Source organism: Klebsiella sp. RHBSTW-00484, assembly GCF_013705725.1.
Classification (GTDB): Bacteria; Pseudomonadota; Gammaproteobacteria; order Enterobacterales; family Enterobacteriaceae; genus Klebsiella.
This window is the reverse complement of sequence record NZ_CP055481.1, coordinates 3,887,252-3,904,239: the sequence shown is the minus strand read 5'-3', so window position 1 is coordinate 3,904,239 and position 16,988 is coordinate 3,887,252. Positions and strand designations below refer to the sequence as shown.

The window sequence follows — 16,988 nt, the reverse complement described above, 5'->3', positions numbered from 1 at the left end:
ACTATGAGTGAATTTTCCCAGACAGTCCCCGAACTGGTTGCCTGGGCCAGGAAAAATGATTTTTCTATTTCGCTGCCGGTCGACAGACTCTCTTTCCTGCTGGCGATTGCCACGCTGAACGGTGAGCGGATGGAAGGGGAAATGACCGAGGGAGAACTGGTGGACGCGTTCCGCCACGTCAGTGATGCGTTTGAGCAGACCAGCGAAACCATCAGCCAGCGTGCCAATAATGCCATTAACGATATGGTACGCCAGCGTCTGCTGAACCGCTTTACCAGCGAAATTACCGAAGGCAATGCCATTTATCGCCTGACTCCGTTGGGCATCGGCATTACCGATTACTATATTCGCCAGCGTGAGTTCTCCACCCTGCGTCTGTCGATGCAGCTATCGATCGTTGCCGGTGAGCTAAAGCGTGCCGCTGACTCGGCGGAAGAGGGGGGCGATGAGTTCCACTGGCACCGTAATGTGTTCGCACCGCTGAAATACTCGGTAGCGGAAATTTTCGACAGTATCGATCTCACCCAACGAATCATGGACGAACAGCAGCAACTGGTGAAAGACGACATTGCTCAGCTGTTGAACAAAGACTGGCGGGCGGCGATTTCCAGCTGTGAACTGTTGCTGTCGGAAACCTCCGGTACTCTGCGCGAACTGCAGGATACGCTGGATGCAGCCGGCGATAAGCTGCAGGCAAACCTGCTGCGCATTCAAGATTCGACCATGGCCCGCGACGATCTTAACTTCGTCGATCGCCTGGTTTTCGATCTGCAAAGCAAGCTGGACCGTATCGTCAGTTGGGGCCAGCAGGCGATTGACCTGTGGATTGGCTACGATCGCCACGTACACAAGTTTATCCGTACCGCGATTGATATGGATAAGAACCGCGTCTTCGCTCAGCGCCTGCGTCAGTCGGTTCAGACCTACTTTGATGCACCGTGGGCACTCACTCATGCTAGCGCCGATCGCCTGCTTGATATGCGCGATGAAGAGATGGCGCTGCATGATGAAGAGGTAACCGGGGAACTTCCTGCGGATCTTGAGTACGAAGAGTTTAACGAAATTCGCGAGCAGCTTGCGGCGCTTATCGAATCTCAACTGGCGATTTATAAAGATAAAGGCCTGCCGCTGGATCTCGGCCTGGTGGTACGCGAGTATCTGGCGCAGTATCCGCGCGCGCGCCACTTTGACGTTGCGCGAATCGTTGTCGACCAGGCGGTACGTTTGGGCGTAGCGCAAGCAGATTTCACCGGACTGCCAGCTAAATGGCAGCCGATTAATGATTACGGAGCCAAGGTACAGGCGCATGTCATCGACAAATATTGAACAAGTGATGCCGGTTAAACTGGCGCAAGCGTTGGCTAATCCGTTATTTCCGGCGCTGGATAGCGCCCTGCGCGCGGGCCGTCACGTCGGTCTCGACGAGCTGGATAATCACGCCTTTTTAATGGATTTTCAGGATTACCTGGAAGAGTTTTATGCTCGCTATAACGTTGAGCTGATTCGCGCGCCGGAGGGATTTTTCTACCTGCGCCCGCGTTCCACCACGCTTATCCCGCGTTCGGTGCTCTCCGAGCTGGATATGATGGTGGGTAAAATTCTGTGCTATCTCTACCTGAGCCCGGAACGTCTGGCGAATGAAGGTATCTTCACCCAGCAGGAGCTTTATGATGAGCTGCTGACTCTGGCGGATGAAGCGAAACTGCTGAAGCTGGTGAATAACCGCTCCACTGGTTCCGACCTTGACCGTCAGAAACTGCAGGAAAAAATGCGCGCCTCGCTTAACCGTCTGCGCCGTCTCGGCATGGTGTGGTTTATGGGCCATGACAGCAGCAAATTCCGCATCACTGAATCGGTCTTCCGCTTCGGGGCTGACGTACGTGCTGGAGACGATCCGCGCGAAGCGCAGCTGCGCATGATCCGCGACGGCGAAGCCATGGCGCTGGAAAATCGCCTGCAGCTCAATGATGAGAATGAAGAGAATCAGCCGGATAGCGGGGAGGAAGAGTAATGATTGAACGCGGTAAATTTCGCTCGCTGACGCTGGTTAACTGGAACGGTTTTTTTGCCCGTACTTTTGATCTCGATGAACTGGTGACCACGCTTTCGGGCGGTAACGGTGCCGGTAAATCCACAACCATGGCGGCTTTCGTTACGGCGCTGATCCCGGACCTTACGCTGCTGCACTTCCGTAACACCACGGAAGCCGGGGCTACCAGCGGTTCGCGCGACAAAGGTCTGCACGGTAAGCTGCGCGCCGGGGTTTGTTACTCAGTGCTGGACGTTATCAACTCTCGTCACCAGCGCGTGGTGGTTGGGGTTCGTCTACAGCAGGTCGCTGGCCGCGATCGTAAAGTCGATATCAAACCTTTTGCGATTCAGGGCCTGCCGACCTCCATTCAGCCGACTCAGTTGCTAACTGAAACCCTTAACGAACGCCAGGCGCGCGTCGTTACGCTCAACGAGCTGAAAGATAAACTCGAAGCGATGGAAGGGGTGCAGTTTAAGCAGTTCAACTCTATCACCGAATATCACTCGCTGATGTTTGACCTGGGCGTGGTGGCTCGTCGCCTGCGTTCGGCCTCGGACCGTAGCAAATACTATCGCCTGATCGAAGCCTCTCTGTACGGCGGGATTTCGAGCACCATCACCCGTTCGCTGCGCGACTACCTGCTGCCGGAAAACAGCGGCGTACGTAAAGCGTTCCAGGATATGGAAGCAGCGTTGCGCGAAAACCGCATGACGCTGGAAGCGATTCGCGTCACGCAGTCCGACCGCGATCTGTTCAAACATCTGATCAGCGAAGCTACCAACTACGTGGCGGCTGACTATATGCGCCACGCCAACGAGCGACGCATTCATCTCGATAAAGCGCTGGAATACCGCCGGGATCTGTTTACTTCCCGCTCTCAGCTTGCCGCTGAGCAGTATAAGCATGTCGATATGGCGCGTGAGCTACAGGAACATAACGGCGCGGAAGGCGATCTGGAAGCCGATTACCAGGCCGCCAGCGACCACCTGAACCTGGTGCAGACCGCTTTGCGCCAGCAGGAAAAAATCGAGCGCTATGAAGCGGATCTCGATGAGCTACAGATTCGCCTCGAAGAACAAAATGAAGTGGTGGCGGAAGCCTCTGACCAACAGGAAGAGAACGAAGCCCGCGCCGAAGCCGCAGAGCTGGAAGTGGATGAGCTGAAAAACCAGCTGGCCGACTATCAGCAGGCGCTGGATGTGCAGCAGACTCGTGCGATTCAGTATAACCAGGCGCTGCAGGCGCTGGAGCGGGCAAAAGCCCTCTGCCATCTGCCGGACTTAACCCCGGAGAGCGCTGACGAGTGGCTGGAAACGTTCCAGGCGAAAGAGCAGGAAGCGACGGAGAAAATGCTGTCGCTGGACCAGAAAATGAGCGTGGCGCAAACCGCGCACAGCCAGTTCGAGCAGGCGTATCAGCTGGTGGCTTCGATCAACGGCCCGCTGGCGCGTAACGAGGCCTGGGATGTAGCACGCGAACTGCTGCGCGATGGTGTCAATCAGCGTCATCAGGCTGAGCAGGCCCATGGGTTGCGCAGTCGCCTGACTGAACTTGAACAGCGCCTGCGTGAACAGCAGGATGCCGAGCGCCAGCTGACCGAGTTCTGCAAACGTCAGGGCAAACGCTACGATATCGACGAGCTGGAAGCCCTGCATCAGGAGCTGGAAGCCCGTATTGCTTCGTTGTCTGATAGCGTCTCTTCCGCCAGTGAACGGCGCATGACCCTGCGTCAGGAACTGGAGCAGCTGCAATCGCGCACCCAGACCTTGATGCGCCGCGCGCCAATCTGGCTGGCAGCGCAGAACAGCCTCAACCAGCTTTGCGAGCAGAGCGGCGAGCAGTTTGAATCAAGCCAGGACGTCACTGAATATCTCCAGCAGTTGCTGGAGCGTGAACGCGAGGCCATCGTCGAGCGTGACGAAGTCGGTGCCCGCAAGCGCGCTATCGACGATGAAATTGAGCGTCTCAGTCAGCCGGGCGGCTCTGAAGATCAGCGCCTGAATGCGCTAGCCGAGCGTTTCGGCGGCGTGCTGCTATCAGAAATCTATGATGACGTTAGCCTCGACGATGCGCCGTATTACTCCGCGCTATATGGACCGTCCCGCCACGCGATTGTGGTACCGGACCTGTCGCGAATTGCTGAACAGCTGGAAGGGCTGGAAGATTGTCCGGAAGATCTCTATCTGATCGAGGGGGATCCGCAGTCGTTTGATGACAGCGTATTCAGCGTTGATGAGCTGGAAAAAGCGGTTGTCGTTAAGATTGCCGATCGCCAGTGGCGCTATTCACGCTTCCCGACGCTGCCGCTGTTTGGCCGCGCCGCGCGCGAAAGTCGCGTTGAAACGCTGCACGCCGAGCGTGAAGGTCTGTCAGAACGTTTTGCGACGCTGTCGTTTGATGTGCAGAAAACTCAGCGTTTGCATCAGGCGTTCAGCCGCTTTATCGGCAATCATCTGGCTGTCGCTTTTGAGGACGATCCGGAAGAAGAAATTCGTAAACTCAACACCCGTCGCGGCGAGCTGGAACGGGCGCTTAGCGCACACGAGAGCGATAACCAGCAAAACCGGGTACAGTATGATCAGGCGAAAGAGGGCGTTTCGGCGCTCAACCGTCTGCTACCGCGCCTGAATCTGCTGGCCGACGACTCGCTGGCCGATCGTGTTGATGAAATCCAGGAGCGTCTTGATGAAGCGCAGGAAGCCGCGCGTTTCGTCCAGCAGCATGGAAATCAACTGGCGAAACTGGAGCCGATGGTTTCCGTTCTCCAGAGCGACCCGGAACAGTTTGAACAGTTAAAAGAAGATTACGCGTATTCGCAGCAGACTCAACGCGATGCGCGTCAGCAGGCGTTTGCGCTGACCGAAGTGGTGCAGCGCCGTGCCCACTTTAGCTACTCGGATTCAGCAGAGATGCTGAGTGGCAATAGCGATCTGAACGAGAAGCTGCGTCAGCGTCTTGAGCAGGCGGAAGCGGAACGCGCCCGAACTCGTGAAGCGCTACGTACCCACGCCGCGCAGCTCAACCAGTACAATCAGGTGCTGGCGTCGCTGAAAAGCTCGTACGACACCAAAAAAGAGCTGCTCAACGATCTGCATAAAGAATTGCAGGATATCGGCGTACGCGCTGATGCGGGTGCTGAAGAGCGCGCCCGTCTGCGTCGTGACGAGCTGCATGCTCAGCTCAGCAACAACCGTTCGCGGCGTAATCAGCTCGAGAAAGCGTTGACCTTCTGCGAAGCAGAAATGGACAACCTGACCCGCAAGCTGCGTAAGCTGGAGCGCGATTACTGCGAAATGCGCGAACAGGTGGTGAGCGCCAAAGCGGGCTGGTGCGCGGTGATGCGCCTGGTGAAAGACAACGGTGTAGAACGTCGTCTGCATCGCCGTGAGCTGGCTTACCTTTCTGCTGACGAGCTACGTTCAATGTCGGATAAGGCGCTCGGCGCGCTGCGTCTGGCGGTATCGGATAACGAGCATCTACGCGATGTGCTGCGTGTTTCTGAAGATCCGAAGCGCCCGGAACGTAAAATTCAGTTCTTCGTTGCCGTCTATCAGCATCTGCGCGAGCGTATCCGCCAGGACATCATCCGTACCGACGATCCGGTCGAAGCGATTGAGCAGATGGAGATTGAACTCAGCCGTCTGACGGAAGAGCTGACCAACCGCGAGCAGAAGCTGGCTATTAGCTCTCGCAGCGTGGCCAATATCATCCGCAAGACCATCCAGCGCGAGCAGAACCGTATTCGTATGCTCAACCAGGGGCTGCAGAGCGTCTCCTTCGGTCAGGTCAACAGCGTGCGTCTGAACGTCAATGTACGGGAGACCCACTCGACGCTGCTGGACGTGTTGTCTGAGCAGCACGAACAGCATCAGGACCTGTTTAACAGCAACCGTCTGACCTTCTCGGAAGCGTTGGCGAAGCTGTATCAGCGCCTGAACCCGCAGATAGATATGGGCCAGCGCACGCCGCAAACCATTGGCGAGGAGCTGCTCGACTACCGTAACTATCTGGAGATGGAAGTCGAAGTTAACCGTGGTTCTGACGGCTGGCTGCGTGCGGAGTCCGGGGCGCTGTCAACTGGTGAGGCTATCGGTACCGGGATGTCGATTCTGGTGATGGTGGTGCAGAGCTGGGAAGATGAATCCCTGCGCCTGCGCGGCAAGGATATCTCGCCGTGTCGTCTGCTGTTCCTTGATGAAGCGGCGCGTCTGGATGCCCGTTCTATCGCGACGCTGTTCGAGCTGTGCGATCGTCTGGAAATGCAGTTGATTATCGCGGCACCTGAAAATATCAGCCCGGAAAAAGGGACGACTTACAAACTGGTGCGTAAAGTGGTGAATAACCACGAGCATGTGCATGTCGTTGGGCTGCGTGGCTTTGCCCCACAGCTACCTGAAACGCTGCCGGGAACGGCTGATGCTTCGTAGGTCTATTCGGTGACCAGTCAAAGGGCGGCATGATGTCGCCCTTTTTGTTATCCGTTCCTGTATTTTAGGATTGTATAATCTTTTAACTTCTTTACATTTGGGAAGGCAAAAGCGTTTTCGTCTTCATATACTGAAAGTGAGCCCCAATTTTGCGGGCGGCAATGTGTTAACAGGGGGCAAGGGATGTTGCTAAAGAAATGGTATGGTCGTCAATTGTCGGTGCTCAGCCTGAGCCTGGCTTTTGCATTTGCTCCACTGTTCAATGTCCAGGCCGAAGAGCCTGAAGTGGTACCAACAGACAGCTCTGCAACTGTCGGAGAACTCTCTTCTGCGCTGGGCCAGAGCGAAGGCCAATCTGCGACGGTCGCCAAAATGGCCGGTGAGCAGGCGCTTCCCGCCGATGCGGCGATAAAAAGCCGTGCCGATATTCAGGCCGTTCTGCCGTCCGGTTATCAGCCGGTATTTATGAATCCACTGGTATCGCTGTATGCGGCCAGGGACATGAAACCGATGTGGGATAATCGTGAGGCGGTGCAGGCGTTTCAACAACAACTGGCTGAAGTCGCTATCGCCGGTTTTCAACCGCAGTTCACTAAATGGGTAGAGTTGCTGACCGACCCAGCGGTCAACGGCCTGGCGCGTGATGTTGTCTTATCCGATGCCATGATGGGTTATTTGCATTTTATTAGCGGTATTCCGACACAGGGGAATCGCTGGCTTTATGGCACAAAACCGTACACGATGTCGACGCCGCCGCTATCAGTCATTAACCTGTGGCAGCAGGCTCTGGATAACGGTTCGCTACCGCAGTTTATCGCCGGTCTTTCGCCACAGCATCCGCAGTATGCCGCTATGCACCAGGCGCTATTAGCCCAGGTTGCCGATTCGCGTCCATGGCCGCAGCTCACCAGTAAGGCATCGCTGCGTCCTGGGGAGTGGAGCAACGATACTGGCGCGCTGCGCGAGATTTTACAGCGCACCGGCATGTTGGATAATTCTGCCAAAATTGCTTTGCCTGGCGATGAAGCTGTTAGCCCATCCGCTGAGAAAACGGCCAAAAGCAGCGGTCGCGGCGTTTACGATCGACAATTAGTTGAAGGTGTTAAGCGCTTCCAGGCGTGGCAAGGTTTAGGGGCTGATGGGGTCATTGGCCCGGCAACTCGTGATTGGCTTAATGTTTCACCAGCGCAGCGTGCAGGCGTGCTGGCGCTGAATATTCAGCGTTTGCGCTTGCTGCCAGGCAACTTGTCGACCGGAATTATGGTCAATATCCCGGCGTTTTCGCTGGTCTACTACCAGGATGGCAGCCAGGTGCTGGCATCGCGGGTTATTGTTGGCCGTCCGGATCGCAAAACGCCGATGATGAGCAGCGCGCTGAACAACGTGGTGGTTAACCCGCCGTGGAATGTGCCGCCGACGCTGGCACGTAAAGATATTCTGCCGAAGGTGCGCAATAATCCAGGCTATCTTGAGCAGCATGGTTATACGCTTATGCGTGGCTGGAACAGTAAAGAAGCGATTGATCCGTGGCAGGTTGATTGGGAGACCATAACGGCATCGAATTTACCGTTCCGCTTCCAACAGGCGCCAGGTGCGCGTAATTCGCTGGGGCGTTATAAATTTAATATGCCGAGTTCGGATGCTATCTATTTGCACGATACGCCGAACCATAATCTGTTCCAGAGAGACGGTCGGGCTCTGAGCTCCGGATGCGTGCGTGTTAATAAAGCTTCGGAGCTGGCGAATATGCTGCTGCAGGATGCTGGCTGGAACGATGCGCGAATTTCAGATGCGCTCAAGCAGGGCAATACCCGCTACGTGAATATTCGCCAGAATATCCCGGTTAATCTCTATTATTTGACCGCCTTTGTTGGTGCGGATGGACGTACACAATATCGAACAGATATTTACAATTACGATCTCACCGCGCGATCCAGCGCACAAATCCTGTCTAAAGCTGAACAATTAATCAGATAAATGAAGTAGTTCAACGGATTCGGTTGTCCTACCTTTGTGTGAAAACGGGCCTTGTTGTCTGCAAGGCCCGAGTTTACTGGGGTTTGGCTACCTTGACGTTGGCAATAATGCCCGGTAAGGTGCCTTTCGTGCGCCAGAAGTGCATATACATATAATCCTGCAAATGCGTGTGGCGGTAAGCAGCAAATTCTCTGTGGTTGATATTTATTGGCTGTCAGGGAGGTGAGCGCGTGCTGGCGGCTAACAGGCGGATTGCGGGAAAAGTATATTACGATTCATTTACCTGTAGACCTGATTATCATGGACAAATTTGACGCTAATCGCCGCAAACTGCTGGCGTTAGGTGGAGCTGCGCTCGGTGCTGCTGCCATTCTGCCTGCGCCGGCATTTGCCACCCTCTCGACCCCCCGACCGCGTATTTTGACGCTGAACAACCTGCATACTGGTGAATCACTCAAGGCGGAGTTTTTCGATGGCAGAGGCTATATTCAGGATGAATTAGCAAGACTTAATCATTTTTTCCGCGACTACCGCGCGAATAAAATTAAATCCATCGATCCTGGTTTGTTCGACCAACTCTATCGCCTGCAGGGATTAGTCGGCACCAATAAACCTGTCCAGCTCATCTCTGGTTATCGTTCCCTCAATACCAACGATGAACTTCGTGCACGAAGCCGTGGTGTGGCAAAGCATAGCTACCACACTAAAGGGCAGGCTATGGATTTTCATATTGAAGGCATTTCGTTAAGCAATGTTCGCAAAGCGGCATTATCTATGCGCGCAGGTGGTGTAGGATATTACCCACGTAGCAACTTTGTGCATATTGATACCGGGCCAGTACGGCACTGGTAACGAAAGGAGCATCATGAACTATCGTATTATTCCGGTTACCGCGTTCGCGCAGAACTGTTCTTTGATCTGGTGTGAACAAACCCGGCTGGCGGCTCTGGTCGATCCTGGCGGTGACGCTGAGCGAATCAAGCAGGAAGTGACGGCGGCAGGTGTTAGCCTGATGCAGATCCTGCTCACTCACGGTCATCTCGATCACGTAGGTGCGGCAGCGGAGCTGGCACAACATTACGGCGTGCCGATTATCGGTCCGGAAAAAGAAGATGAGTTCTGGCTGGAAGGGTTACCCGCGCAAAGCCGGATGTTTGGTCTGGATGAGTGCCAACCGCTGCAACCGGATCGCTGGCTGAATGAAGGCGATGTGGTTAGCGTAGGGAATATTTCCCTGCAGGTGCTGCATTGCCCTGGCCACACCCCCGGGCACGTGGTCTTCTTTGACGGTGCTTCCAGACTACTGATTTCAGGTGATGTGATTTTCAAAGGCGGAGTAGGGCGCAGCGACTTCCCGCGCGGCGATCATAATCAGTTAATCGAGGCGATAAAACGCAAATTATTGCCGCTGGGCGATGACGTGTCGTTTATTCCCGGTCACGGTCCTATGTCGACTCTGGGCTATGAGCGCCTGCATAACCCTTTTCTGCAGGATGAAATGCCGGTCTGGTAATGATGCTGGAATGAAGGATGTAAAAAAGGCCGCAGATGCGGCCTTTTGTTTTTTTGAAGCGAGGTTACAGCACGGCAACAATTGCTTCGCACAGCGGGGCCATGTTGTCCGGTGTCATACCGGCGACGTTAATACGCCCGGATGCCACGGCGTAAATTGCGAACTCTTCACGCAGACGCAGAACCTGCTCTTTGGTCAGGCCGCTGAACGAGAACATCCCGTTCTGTTGAATGATGAAGGAGAAGTCGCGGCTCGCGCCTTTCTCTTGCAGGGTATTTACGAACAGCAGACGCATGCGCTGAATACGCTGGCGCATATCGGTCAGCTCTTGTTCCCAGATAGCGCGCAGCGCGTCATTGCTGAGAATCGTCGCCACTATCGAAGCACCGTGAGCCGGTGGGTTAGAGTAGTTAGCGCGAATAACGGACTTCATCTGGCTGAAAGCACGGTCTACCGTTTCCTGGTCAGCAGCAACCAGCGTACAGGCGCCTACGCGCTCATTGTACAGGCCGAAGTTCTTCGAGTAGGAGCTCGCAACCAGCAGCTCTTTATGCAGCGCGGCAAACGCACGCAGGCCTTCAGCATCTTCTTCCAGACCACGAGCAAAACCCTGATAGGCGAAGTCAAACAGCGGCAGCCAGCCTTTCTCTACGGACAGCTGCGCCAGCTGTTGCCACTGCTCCAGCGTCGGATCGATACCGGTTGGGTTGTGGCAGCAGCCGTGGAACAGAACGACATCGCCCGCCTGCGCTTCGTTCAGGCTGGCCAGCAGACCGTCGAAGTCGAGCCGGTGGTTAGCCGCATCGTAGTAAGCATATTCGCAAACTTCCAGCCCGGCTGAGTTAAACACGCTTTTGTGGTTCGGCCAGCTAGGGTTGCTCACCCAAATGCGTTTAGCATCGGTATTCTTCGCAAGGAAGTCTGCGGCTACGCGCAGGCCACCGGTACCGCCCGGAGTCTGGGCGGTACGCGCGCGTTTATCATTAATAATCGCGCTTCCTTTGCCAAACAGGAGTTCCTGGGTGCAACGACCAAATTCTGGAATACCGTCGATGCCCAGATAATTCTTGGTGGTTTCATTTTCCAGCAGATATTGCTCTGCTTTTTTTACGCTGGTCAGGACTGGTGTTTTACCTGTTTCATCTTTATAAACACCAATTCCAAGGTTAATTTTTGTTGGGCGGTCATCGGCACGAAATAGATCGGCCAGGCCCAAAATAGGGTCGGCGGGGGCGGCAGTAATTTTCTCAAACATGACGAGGTTCCATTGTGATTACTGAAGGGAAATCCGCTATCAGGTTAACGGGAGTTCTGTGAATTGCCAACCGTTTGCGACAAAAAGCGAGAAGGTTTTCAAAAGTTACGATCTTCATCTTAGGAACGCAGAAAAGCAGGACCGAAGTCCTGCTTTTTAGGCATATCACGAAGGGGTGTACTGCTGATTAGAACTGGTAAACGATACCCACTGCAGCCTGGTCGTCGGTAGCAACGCCAGCAGCTTTGGTGTAGTCGTTGTCGTCCAGCTGGTTGAATTTATACGCAGCGTAAACGTTCATGTTCTTGTTGAAGTAGTACCAGGTACCCACTTCGACGTATTTAACCAGGTCAGCATCGCCGCCGGAGAAGCCTGCGCGAGAGCGCAGGTCTTTACCTTTAGTCTGGACGTAGCCGATAGACGGACGCAGACCGAAGTCGAACTGATACTGAACAACGGCTTCGAAGTTCTGAGTTTTACCCGCGAAGTAGTTACCATCGCTGCTTTCCGGAGTCATGTTGTAAGTCTGGGAGTACATCACTGCAGCGTAGACGTTGTTCGCGTCGTACTTAGCGGAGGTTGCCCATGCTTCAGCTTTATCGCCGTTTTTATCAGCTTTCTGATCGCCAGTACGGCTGGAGTTAGCGTAGCCTGCGGACAGCGCAACGCCGTTGTCAAACGCGTAAGTAGCCGCGGTGCTGAAGCCGTCGCCATTTTGTTTCTTAACGTCGCGGTCTTTGTTTTTACCCTGATACTGCAGCGCGAAGCTCAGGCCATCAACCAGGCCGAAGAAGTCAGAGTTACGGTAAGTTGCCACGCCGTTAGTACGGGCAGTCATGAAGTTGTCGGTGTAGCTCCAGCCGTCGCCGCCCCATTCAACCAGCATATCGGTTGCAGCTTCAACGTCGTAGATAGCGCCGTAGTTACGACCGTAGTCGAATGAACCGTATTCACCGGCTTTTAAGCCTGCGAAAGCCAGACGAGTTTTTGTGGTCTGTTTACCTTCAACATTGGACGCATCCATGTTGTATTCCCACTGGCCATAACCGATCAGCTGTTCGTTGATTTGGGTTTCGCCTTTCAGACCGATACGGGCATAGGTGGTGTCGTCGCTGCTGGTGTCGCCGTTGGTGGTCCAAACGTGCTCGCCAACCATTTTTCCGTAAAAGTCCAGTTTGTTGCCGTTTTTGTTATAGATTTCTGCAGCGTTAGCTGCACCGGCTACCAGCAGGGCAGGAATTACCGCTGCCAGAATTTTGCGCTTCATCATTATTTATTACCCTCATTTATATTTTTATATGAACACTTGCCACTGCCGCCAATAAGTTCTGTCAATAAAAATTTACGGAACTATTGATGATAGTTTGGTGTCTGGAGGCATCTTTCCATCCAGAACAACGTTTCGCTAGCCGGAAAATGCTACCAATGTCGCATATAAGTAACTAAAGGAAACTGTGTGTAACTAAATGTGTATTTAAGGGAACTTTGTGAACTCAATCAACATTCCGCTCTGATTTACCGATAAAACTCACTCTTCATATATATCTATATGAATTAATTATGATTAATTTAGATAAGAGAGCATTCATGCATTTTTTGTCACTATTTTGCTTCTTTTTTATTCAGTTCCTGTCTTTGCAAGTTGTGCGGTCATTGGTTGAAAAATGAGCAAAATAATCAGCCGGTTTGGCAATTTATGAACATAAGGTGCGGTTTTTGTGTCCGCAGGGTATCGAAATAGTGCGTAACATAAATGTGAATAAACAAGGTTGATGTTTAAGTTTCCTGACAAAAGAGGTTGCCGACTAGGGGGCGCCTGGAGTGGCGTAGGGTTTTACGGGCATAATTTTGTGCTGTTTATGAGGCTGATGAAACCGTGAATCAGGCGTGTTTTTTGTCTTCGCATCGTCAATCCGACCCTCGTCACAATTCCGAATGACGGGATTATTTGTCCAGTAAAAGCATTATTTCTCTGATAACAACGATCGCTTCCCCGCAGCCATAATTTCTCTCGTTAACTATCACGAGGAGTTTGAAATGAGTAAAAAACTGATTGCAGTCTGCGCATGCCCGATGGGGCTAGCCCATACCTTTATGGCGGCGCAGGCGCTGGAAGAGGCGGCGATTGAAGCCGGATATGAAGTGAAAATTGAAACCCAGGGGGCGGATGGTATTCAAAACCTCCTGACGGCGCAGGATATCGCCGAAGCGACGTTAATTATCCATTCTGTCGCCGTAACGCCAGAAGACAACGAGCGTTTTGAGACCCGCGACGTCTATGAAATCACGCTACAGGATGCGATCAAAAACGCCGCCGGAATCATAAAAGAAATTGAAGAGATGCTTGCCGCAGAACAACAATAATTGTCGACAGGGATACACGTATGGCCATTAAAAAACGCAGTGCAACCGTTGTGCCTGGCGCATCAGGGGCGGCCGCGGTTATAAAAAATCCTCAGGCCTCCCGCAACAGCTTCTGGGGCGAATTACCGCAGCATGTGATGTCGGGAATTTCGCGCATGGTACCGACGTTAATTATGGGCGGGGTGATCCTCGCCTTTTCCCAATTGATTGCCTATAGCTGGCTGAAAATTCCCGCTGACATCGGCATTATGGATGCGCTTAACAGCGGTAAATTCGACGGTTTTAACCTTTCATTACTCAAGTTTGCATGGCTATCGCAATCTTTCGGCGGCGTGCTGTTTGGCTTTGCTATTCCGATGTTTGCTGCCTTTGTCGCTAACTCCATCGGCGGCAAACTGGCGTTTCCTGCGGGGTTTATCGGCGGCCTGATGTCCACCCAGCCCACGCAACTGCTCAATTTTGACCCTGCAAGCCTGCAATGGGTGACGAGCGCACCGGTGCCATCAACCTTCATTGGTGCGCTGATTATTTCGGTTGTCGCCGGGTATCTGGTGAAGTGGATGAACCAAAAAATCCAGCTTCCCGGTTTCCTGCTGGCGTTCAAAACCACCTTTTTACTGCCCATTCTCTCCGCAGTTTTCGTCATGCTGGCGATGTATTATGTGATTACGCCGTTCGGCGGCTGGATCAACGGCGGCATTCGCGCGCTGCTGACGGCGGCGGGAGAGAAAGGCACGCTGATGTACGCGATGGGAATTTCAGCGGCAACGGCTATCGACCTCGGCGGCCCAATCAACAAAGCGGCGGGATTTGTGGCGTTCAGCTTCACCACCGATCACGTGCTGCCGGTGACCGCGCGTTCTATCGCTATCGTTATTCCGCCAATTGGTCTGGGGCTGGCGACGATTATCGATCGTCGCTTAACCGGCAAACGCCTGTTCAGCGCCCAGCTCTATCCGCAAGGTAAAACAGCAATGTTCCTCGCCTTTATGGGGATTAGCGAAGGGGCGATTCCGTTCGCGCTGGAAAGCCCGATAACCGCTATTCCGTCGTATATGGTGGGCGCGATTGTGGGGTCGACCACTGCCGTCTGGCTGGGGGCAGTGCAGTGGTTCCCGGAATCGGCTATCTGGGCATGGCCGCTGGTCAGCAATCTCGGCGTTTATATGGCGGGGATCCTGTTGGGGGCGGTGATTACGGCGCTGATGGTCGTCTTCTTACGCAATATGATGTACCGCAGAGGCAAGTTGCTGATCGAAAGCCTCTAATTTTAAGGGATTGCCATCATGACCTTACTTGCATCACTGCGCGAATGGCTAGAGGCGCAGCAACTGGATGCGGTGCTGATTTCGTCACGACAGAATAAGCAGCCGCATCTGGGGATCTCCAGTAGTTCTGGGTTTGTGTTTGTCAGCCGCCAAAGTGCGCATATCCTGGTCGATTCCCGCTACTACGCTGACGTCGAGGCTCGTGTTAGCGGTTATCAACTTCACTTGCTCGGCGGCGAGCAGACGATGACGACCATCGTGAACCCGCTCATCGATGCCGAAAAACTGAAATCGGTGGGATTTGAAGGTGAGCAGGTTAGCTGGGAAACGGCGCGCGCATGGCAGGAGGCATTACCGGGCAGGCTGGTGAGCGCCCCTCTCGATACGCTAAGACGGATTAAAACGGTGGAAGAAATCGCCTGCATTCGCGAAGCCTGTCGGATTGCTGATGTGAGTGCGGAACATATCCGCCGCTTTATTCAGCCAGGTCTGCGTGAGAGGGAGATAGCCGCCGAGCTGGAGTGGTTTATGCGGATGCAAGGGGCGGAAAAAGCCTCATTCGATACCATCGTCGCCAGCGGCTGGCGCGGTGCGCTGCCGCATGGGAAAGCCAGCGACAAGCGCGTTGAGGCAGGGGAGTTTATCACCCTGGATTTCGGTGCGCAGTATCGTGGCTATTGTTCTGATATGACGCGCACTTTTTTGCTGCCCGGAGCAGGCGTGGCGCAAGAGAACCCGCTTTGGCCTGTCTATCAGATTGTGCTTGAGGCCCAGCTCGCGGCGGTAGCGGCAATTCGTCCGGGCGTGCGCTGTTGCGAGGTGGATGCCGCTGCGCGTCAGGTGATATCCGCAGCGGGCTATGGTGACTATTTTGGCCACAATACCGGACACGCCATTGGCATTGAGGTGCATGAAGACCCGCGTTTTTCGCCAGCGGATACCACGGTGCTGGAAGCGGGCATGCTGCTGACCGTCGAGCCTGGTATTTATCTTCCGGAACAGGGCGGCGTGCGCATTGAAGATGTAGTGCTGGTGACGCCAGACGGTGCCGAGGTGCTCTATGCCATGCCAAAAACCGTGTTACTGACAGGAGTCGTGTAATGGATTTATCGCTATTGAAAGCGCTGAGCGAGGCGGATGCGATTGCCTCCTCGGAGCAGGAGGTTCGCCAGATTTTACTGGCGGAAGCGGAAAGCCTACATAAAGAGGTGCGTTTCGATGGTTTGGGATCGGTGCTGATCCGCCTGAATCAATCGGACGGTCCGAAAGTGATGATCTGCGCGCATATGGATGAAGTGGGATTTATCGTGCGCAGCATCTTGGCTGAAGGGGCGATTGACGTGCTGCCGGTAGGCAACGTGCGAATGGCGGCGCGTCAGCTCCAGCCGGTGCGAATCACCACTCGTAAGGGCAGCAAAATCCCCGGATTGCTTGATGGCGAGCGTAGCGGGAATGAGGTTGGCGCACTGCGCGTCGATATCGGCGCTCGCTCTTATGATGAGGTTATTCAGGCGGGGGTTTATCCCGGGGATCGGGTGACCTTCGACTCCGCACTTCAGGAACTGCCGCATCAGCGGGTGATGGGTAAAGCCTTTGACGACCGGCTGGGATGCTATCTGTTAATCAGCCTGCTGCGCGAATGGCATGCAGCGGAACTGCCCGCGGAAGTCTGGCTGGTAGCCAGTTCCAGTGAGGAAGTTGGGTTGCGCGGTGGACAAACGGCGGCCCGTGCGGTCGCACCGGATGTCGCCATTGTGCTGGACACCGCCTGCTGGGCGAAAAACTTCGATTATGGCGCAGCGAATCATCGACAAATTGGTAAAGGACCCATGCTGGTGCTTGCCGACAAATCGTTAATTGCGCCGCCTAAACTGACCGCCTGGGTAGAGAGCGTCGCCGCAGAGATCAACGTGCCGCTTCAACTGGATATGTTCAGCAATGGCGGAACGGATGGCGGGGCGGTTCATCTGAGCGGAACCGGGATCCCGACGGTGGTGATAGGGCCGGCCACTCGTCATGGACACTGTGCCGTATCAATTGCCGATTGCCGGGACATCAACTGGACGCACCAACTTTTATCGGCCCTTATTACTCGTCTTACGCGCGAGACGGTGGCTCATTTGCAGGATTTCAGATGATTTCCTCGCGCTAA

At 54.2% G+C, this 16,988-nt stretch carries 12 protein-coding genes; 10 read left to right on the top strand and 2 right to left on the bottom strand.

Features of this window, described 5'->3' with window-relative positions:
- The first annotated feature begins 3 nt into the window (after nucleotides 1-3).
- The 6 genes from mukF to HV213_RS18480 all read left to right on the top strand — a co-directional run bounded on the left by mukF (nucleotide 4) and on the right by HV213_RS18480 (nucleotide 9,949).
- The gene (mukF, locus tag HV213_RS18505) at nucleotides 4-1,326 is read left to right on the top strand and encodes a chromosome partition protein MukF (protein ID WP_142512458.1); all 1,323 of its coding nucleotides are present in this window, start codon (nucleotides 4-6) and stop codon (nucleotides 1,324-1,326) included.
- Complete coding sequence (mukE, locus tag HV213_RS18500) at nucleotides 1,307-2,011, top strand: chromosome partition protein MukE (protein ID WP_110275138.1); 705 nt, start codon at nucleotides 1,307-1,309, stop codon at nucleotides 2,009-2,011. Before mukF ends, mukE begins: the two co-directional genes overlap by 20 nt.
- Nucleotides 2,011-6,459 carry a chromosome partition protein MukB gene (gene mukB / locus HV213_RS18495; protein WP_181482819.1) on the top strand — a complete coding sequence of 1,483 codons (4,449 nt, stop codon included), beginning with the start codon at nucleotides 2,011-2,013 and terminating at the stop codon, nucleotides 6,457-6,459. Before mukE ends, mukB begins: the two co-directional genes overlap by 1 nt.
- 183 nt (nucleotides 6,460-6,642) lie before the next feature.
- Nucleotides 6,643-8,436 carry a L,D-transpeptidase gene (gene ldtD / locus HV213_RS18490; RefSeq protein WP_181482818.1) on the top strand — a complete coding sequence of 598 codons (1,794 nt, stop codon included), beginning with the start codon at nucleotides 6,643-6,645 and terminating at the stop codon, nucleotides 8,434-8,436.
- 300 nt (nucleotides 8,437-8,736) lie between these two features.
- Complete coding sequence (locus HV213_RS18485; RefSeq protein ID WP_181482817.1) at nucleotides 8,737-9,288, top strand: YcbK family protein; 552 nt, start codon at nucleotides 8,737-8,739, stop codon at nucleotides 9,286-9,288.
- Nucleotides 9,289-9,301: 13 nt separating this feature from the next.
- Complete coding sequence (locus tag HV213_RS18480; RefSeq protein WP_112214626.1) at nucleotides 9,302-9,949, top strand: MBL fold metallo-hydrolase; 648 nt, start codon at nucleotides 9,302-9,304, stop codon at nucleotides 9,947-9,949.
- 64 nt (nucleotides 9,950-10,013) lie between these two features.
- On the opposite strand, the gene HV213_RS18475 is transcribed toward HV213_RS18480, so the two are convergent.
- Nucleotides 10,014-11,204 (bottom strand): amino acid aminotransferase, encoded by a 1,191-nt coding sequence (locus HV213_RS18475; RefSeq protein WP_181482816.1) that lies wholly within the window; start codon nucleotides 11,202-11,204, stop codon nucleotides 10,014-10,016.
- Between the two features lie 187 nt (nucleotides 11,205-11,391).
- Entirely contained in the window at nucleotides 11,392-12,474 is a 1,083-nt protein-coding gene (locus HV213_RS18470; RefSeq protein WP_275944287.1) for a porin, read from the bottom strand.
- A gap of 767 nt (nucleotides 12,475-13,241) precedes the next feature.
- On the opposite strand from HV213_RS18470, the gene HV213_RS18465 reads away from it, so the two are divergent.
- From HV213_RS18465 to ypdE, 4 genes are read left to right on the top strand one after another with little or no spacing between them, the layout of a single operon-like run.
- Nucleotides 13,242-13,568 carry a PTS fructose transporter subunit IIB gene (locus tag HV213_RS18465; protein WP_181482815.1) on the top strand — a complete coding sequence of 109 codons (327 nt, stop codon included), beginning with the start codon at nucleotides 13,242-13,244 and terminating at the stop codon, nucleotides 13,566-13,568.
- Between the two features lie 20 nt (nucleotides 13,569-13,588).
- Entirely contained in the window at nucleotides 13,589-14,836 is a 1,248-nt protein-coding gene (locus HV213_RS18460) for a PTS fructose transporter subunit IIC (protein ID WP_110275126.1), read from the top strand.
- An 18-nt stretch (nucleotides 14,837-14,854) separates the two neighbouring features.
- A complete protein-coding gene (gene ypdF, locus HV213_RS18455) occupies nucleotides 14,855-15,937 on the top strand; it encodes an aminopeptidase (protein WP_181482814.1) in 1,083 nt (360 codons plus the stop codon).
- A complete protein-coding gene (ypdE, locus tag HV213_RS18450; RefSeq protein WP_181482813.1) occupies nucleotides 15,937-16,974 on the top strand; it encodes an aminopeptidase in 1,038 nt (345 codons plus the stop codon). Before ypdF ends, ypdE begins: the two co-directional genes overlap by 1 nt.
- Nucleotides 16,975-16,988: the final 14 nt, after the last annotated feature.

Excerpts from the sequence above, each read along its gene's own strand:
- ypdF (WP_181482814.1), top strand. The coding sequence starts at position 14,855 with ATGACCTTACTTGCATCACTGCGCGAATGGCTAGAGGCGCAGCAACTG.
- ldtD (WP_181482818.1), top strand. The coding sequence starts at position 6,643 with ATGTTGCTAAAGAAATGGTATGGTCGTCAATTGTCGGTGCTCAGCCTG.
- mukB (WP_181482819.1), top strand. The coding sequence starts at position 2,011 with ATGATTGAACGCGGTAAATTTCGCTCGCTGACGCTGGTTAACTGGAAC.
- mukE (WP_110275138.1), top strand. The coding sequence starts at position 1,307 with ATGTCATCGACAAATATTGAACAAGTGATGCCGGTTAAACTGGCGCAA.
- HV213_RS18480 (WP_112214626.1), top strand. The coding sequence starts at position 9,302 with ATGAACTATCGTATTATTCCGGTTACCGCGTTCGCGCAGAACTGTTCT.
- HV213_RS18475 (WP_181482816.1), bottom strand. The coding sequence starts at position 11,204 with ATGTTTGAGAAAATTACTGCCGCCCCCGCCGACCCTATTTTGGGCCTG.
- HV213_RS18470 (WP_275944287.1), bottom strand. The coding sequence starts at position 12,474 with ATGATGAAGCGCAAAATTCTGGCAGCGGTAATTCCTGCCCTGCTGGTA.
- ypdE (WP_181482813.1), top strand. The coding sequence starts at position 15,937 with ATGGATTTATCGCTATTGAAAGCGCTGAGCGAGGCGGATGCGATTGCC.
- mukF (WP_142512458.1), top strand. The coding sequence starts at position 4 with ATGAGTGAATTTTCCCAGACAGTCCCCGAACTGGTTGCCTGGGCCAGG.
- HV213_RS18465 (WP_181482815.1), top strand. The coding sequence starts at position 13,242 with ATGAGTAAAAAACTGATTGCAGTCTGCGCATGCCCGATGGGGCTAGCC.
- HV213_RS18485 (WP_181482817.1), top strand. The coding sequence starts at position 8,737 with ATGGACAAATTTGACGCTAATCGCCGCAAACTGCTGGCGTTAGGTGGA.
- HV213_RS18460 (WP_110275126.1), top strand. The coding sequence starts at position 13,589 with ATGGCCATTAAAAAACGCAGTGCAACCGTTGTGCCTGGCGCATCAGGG.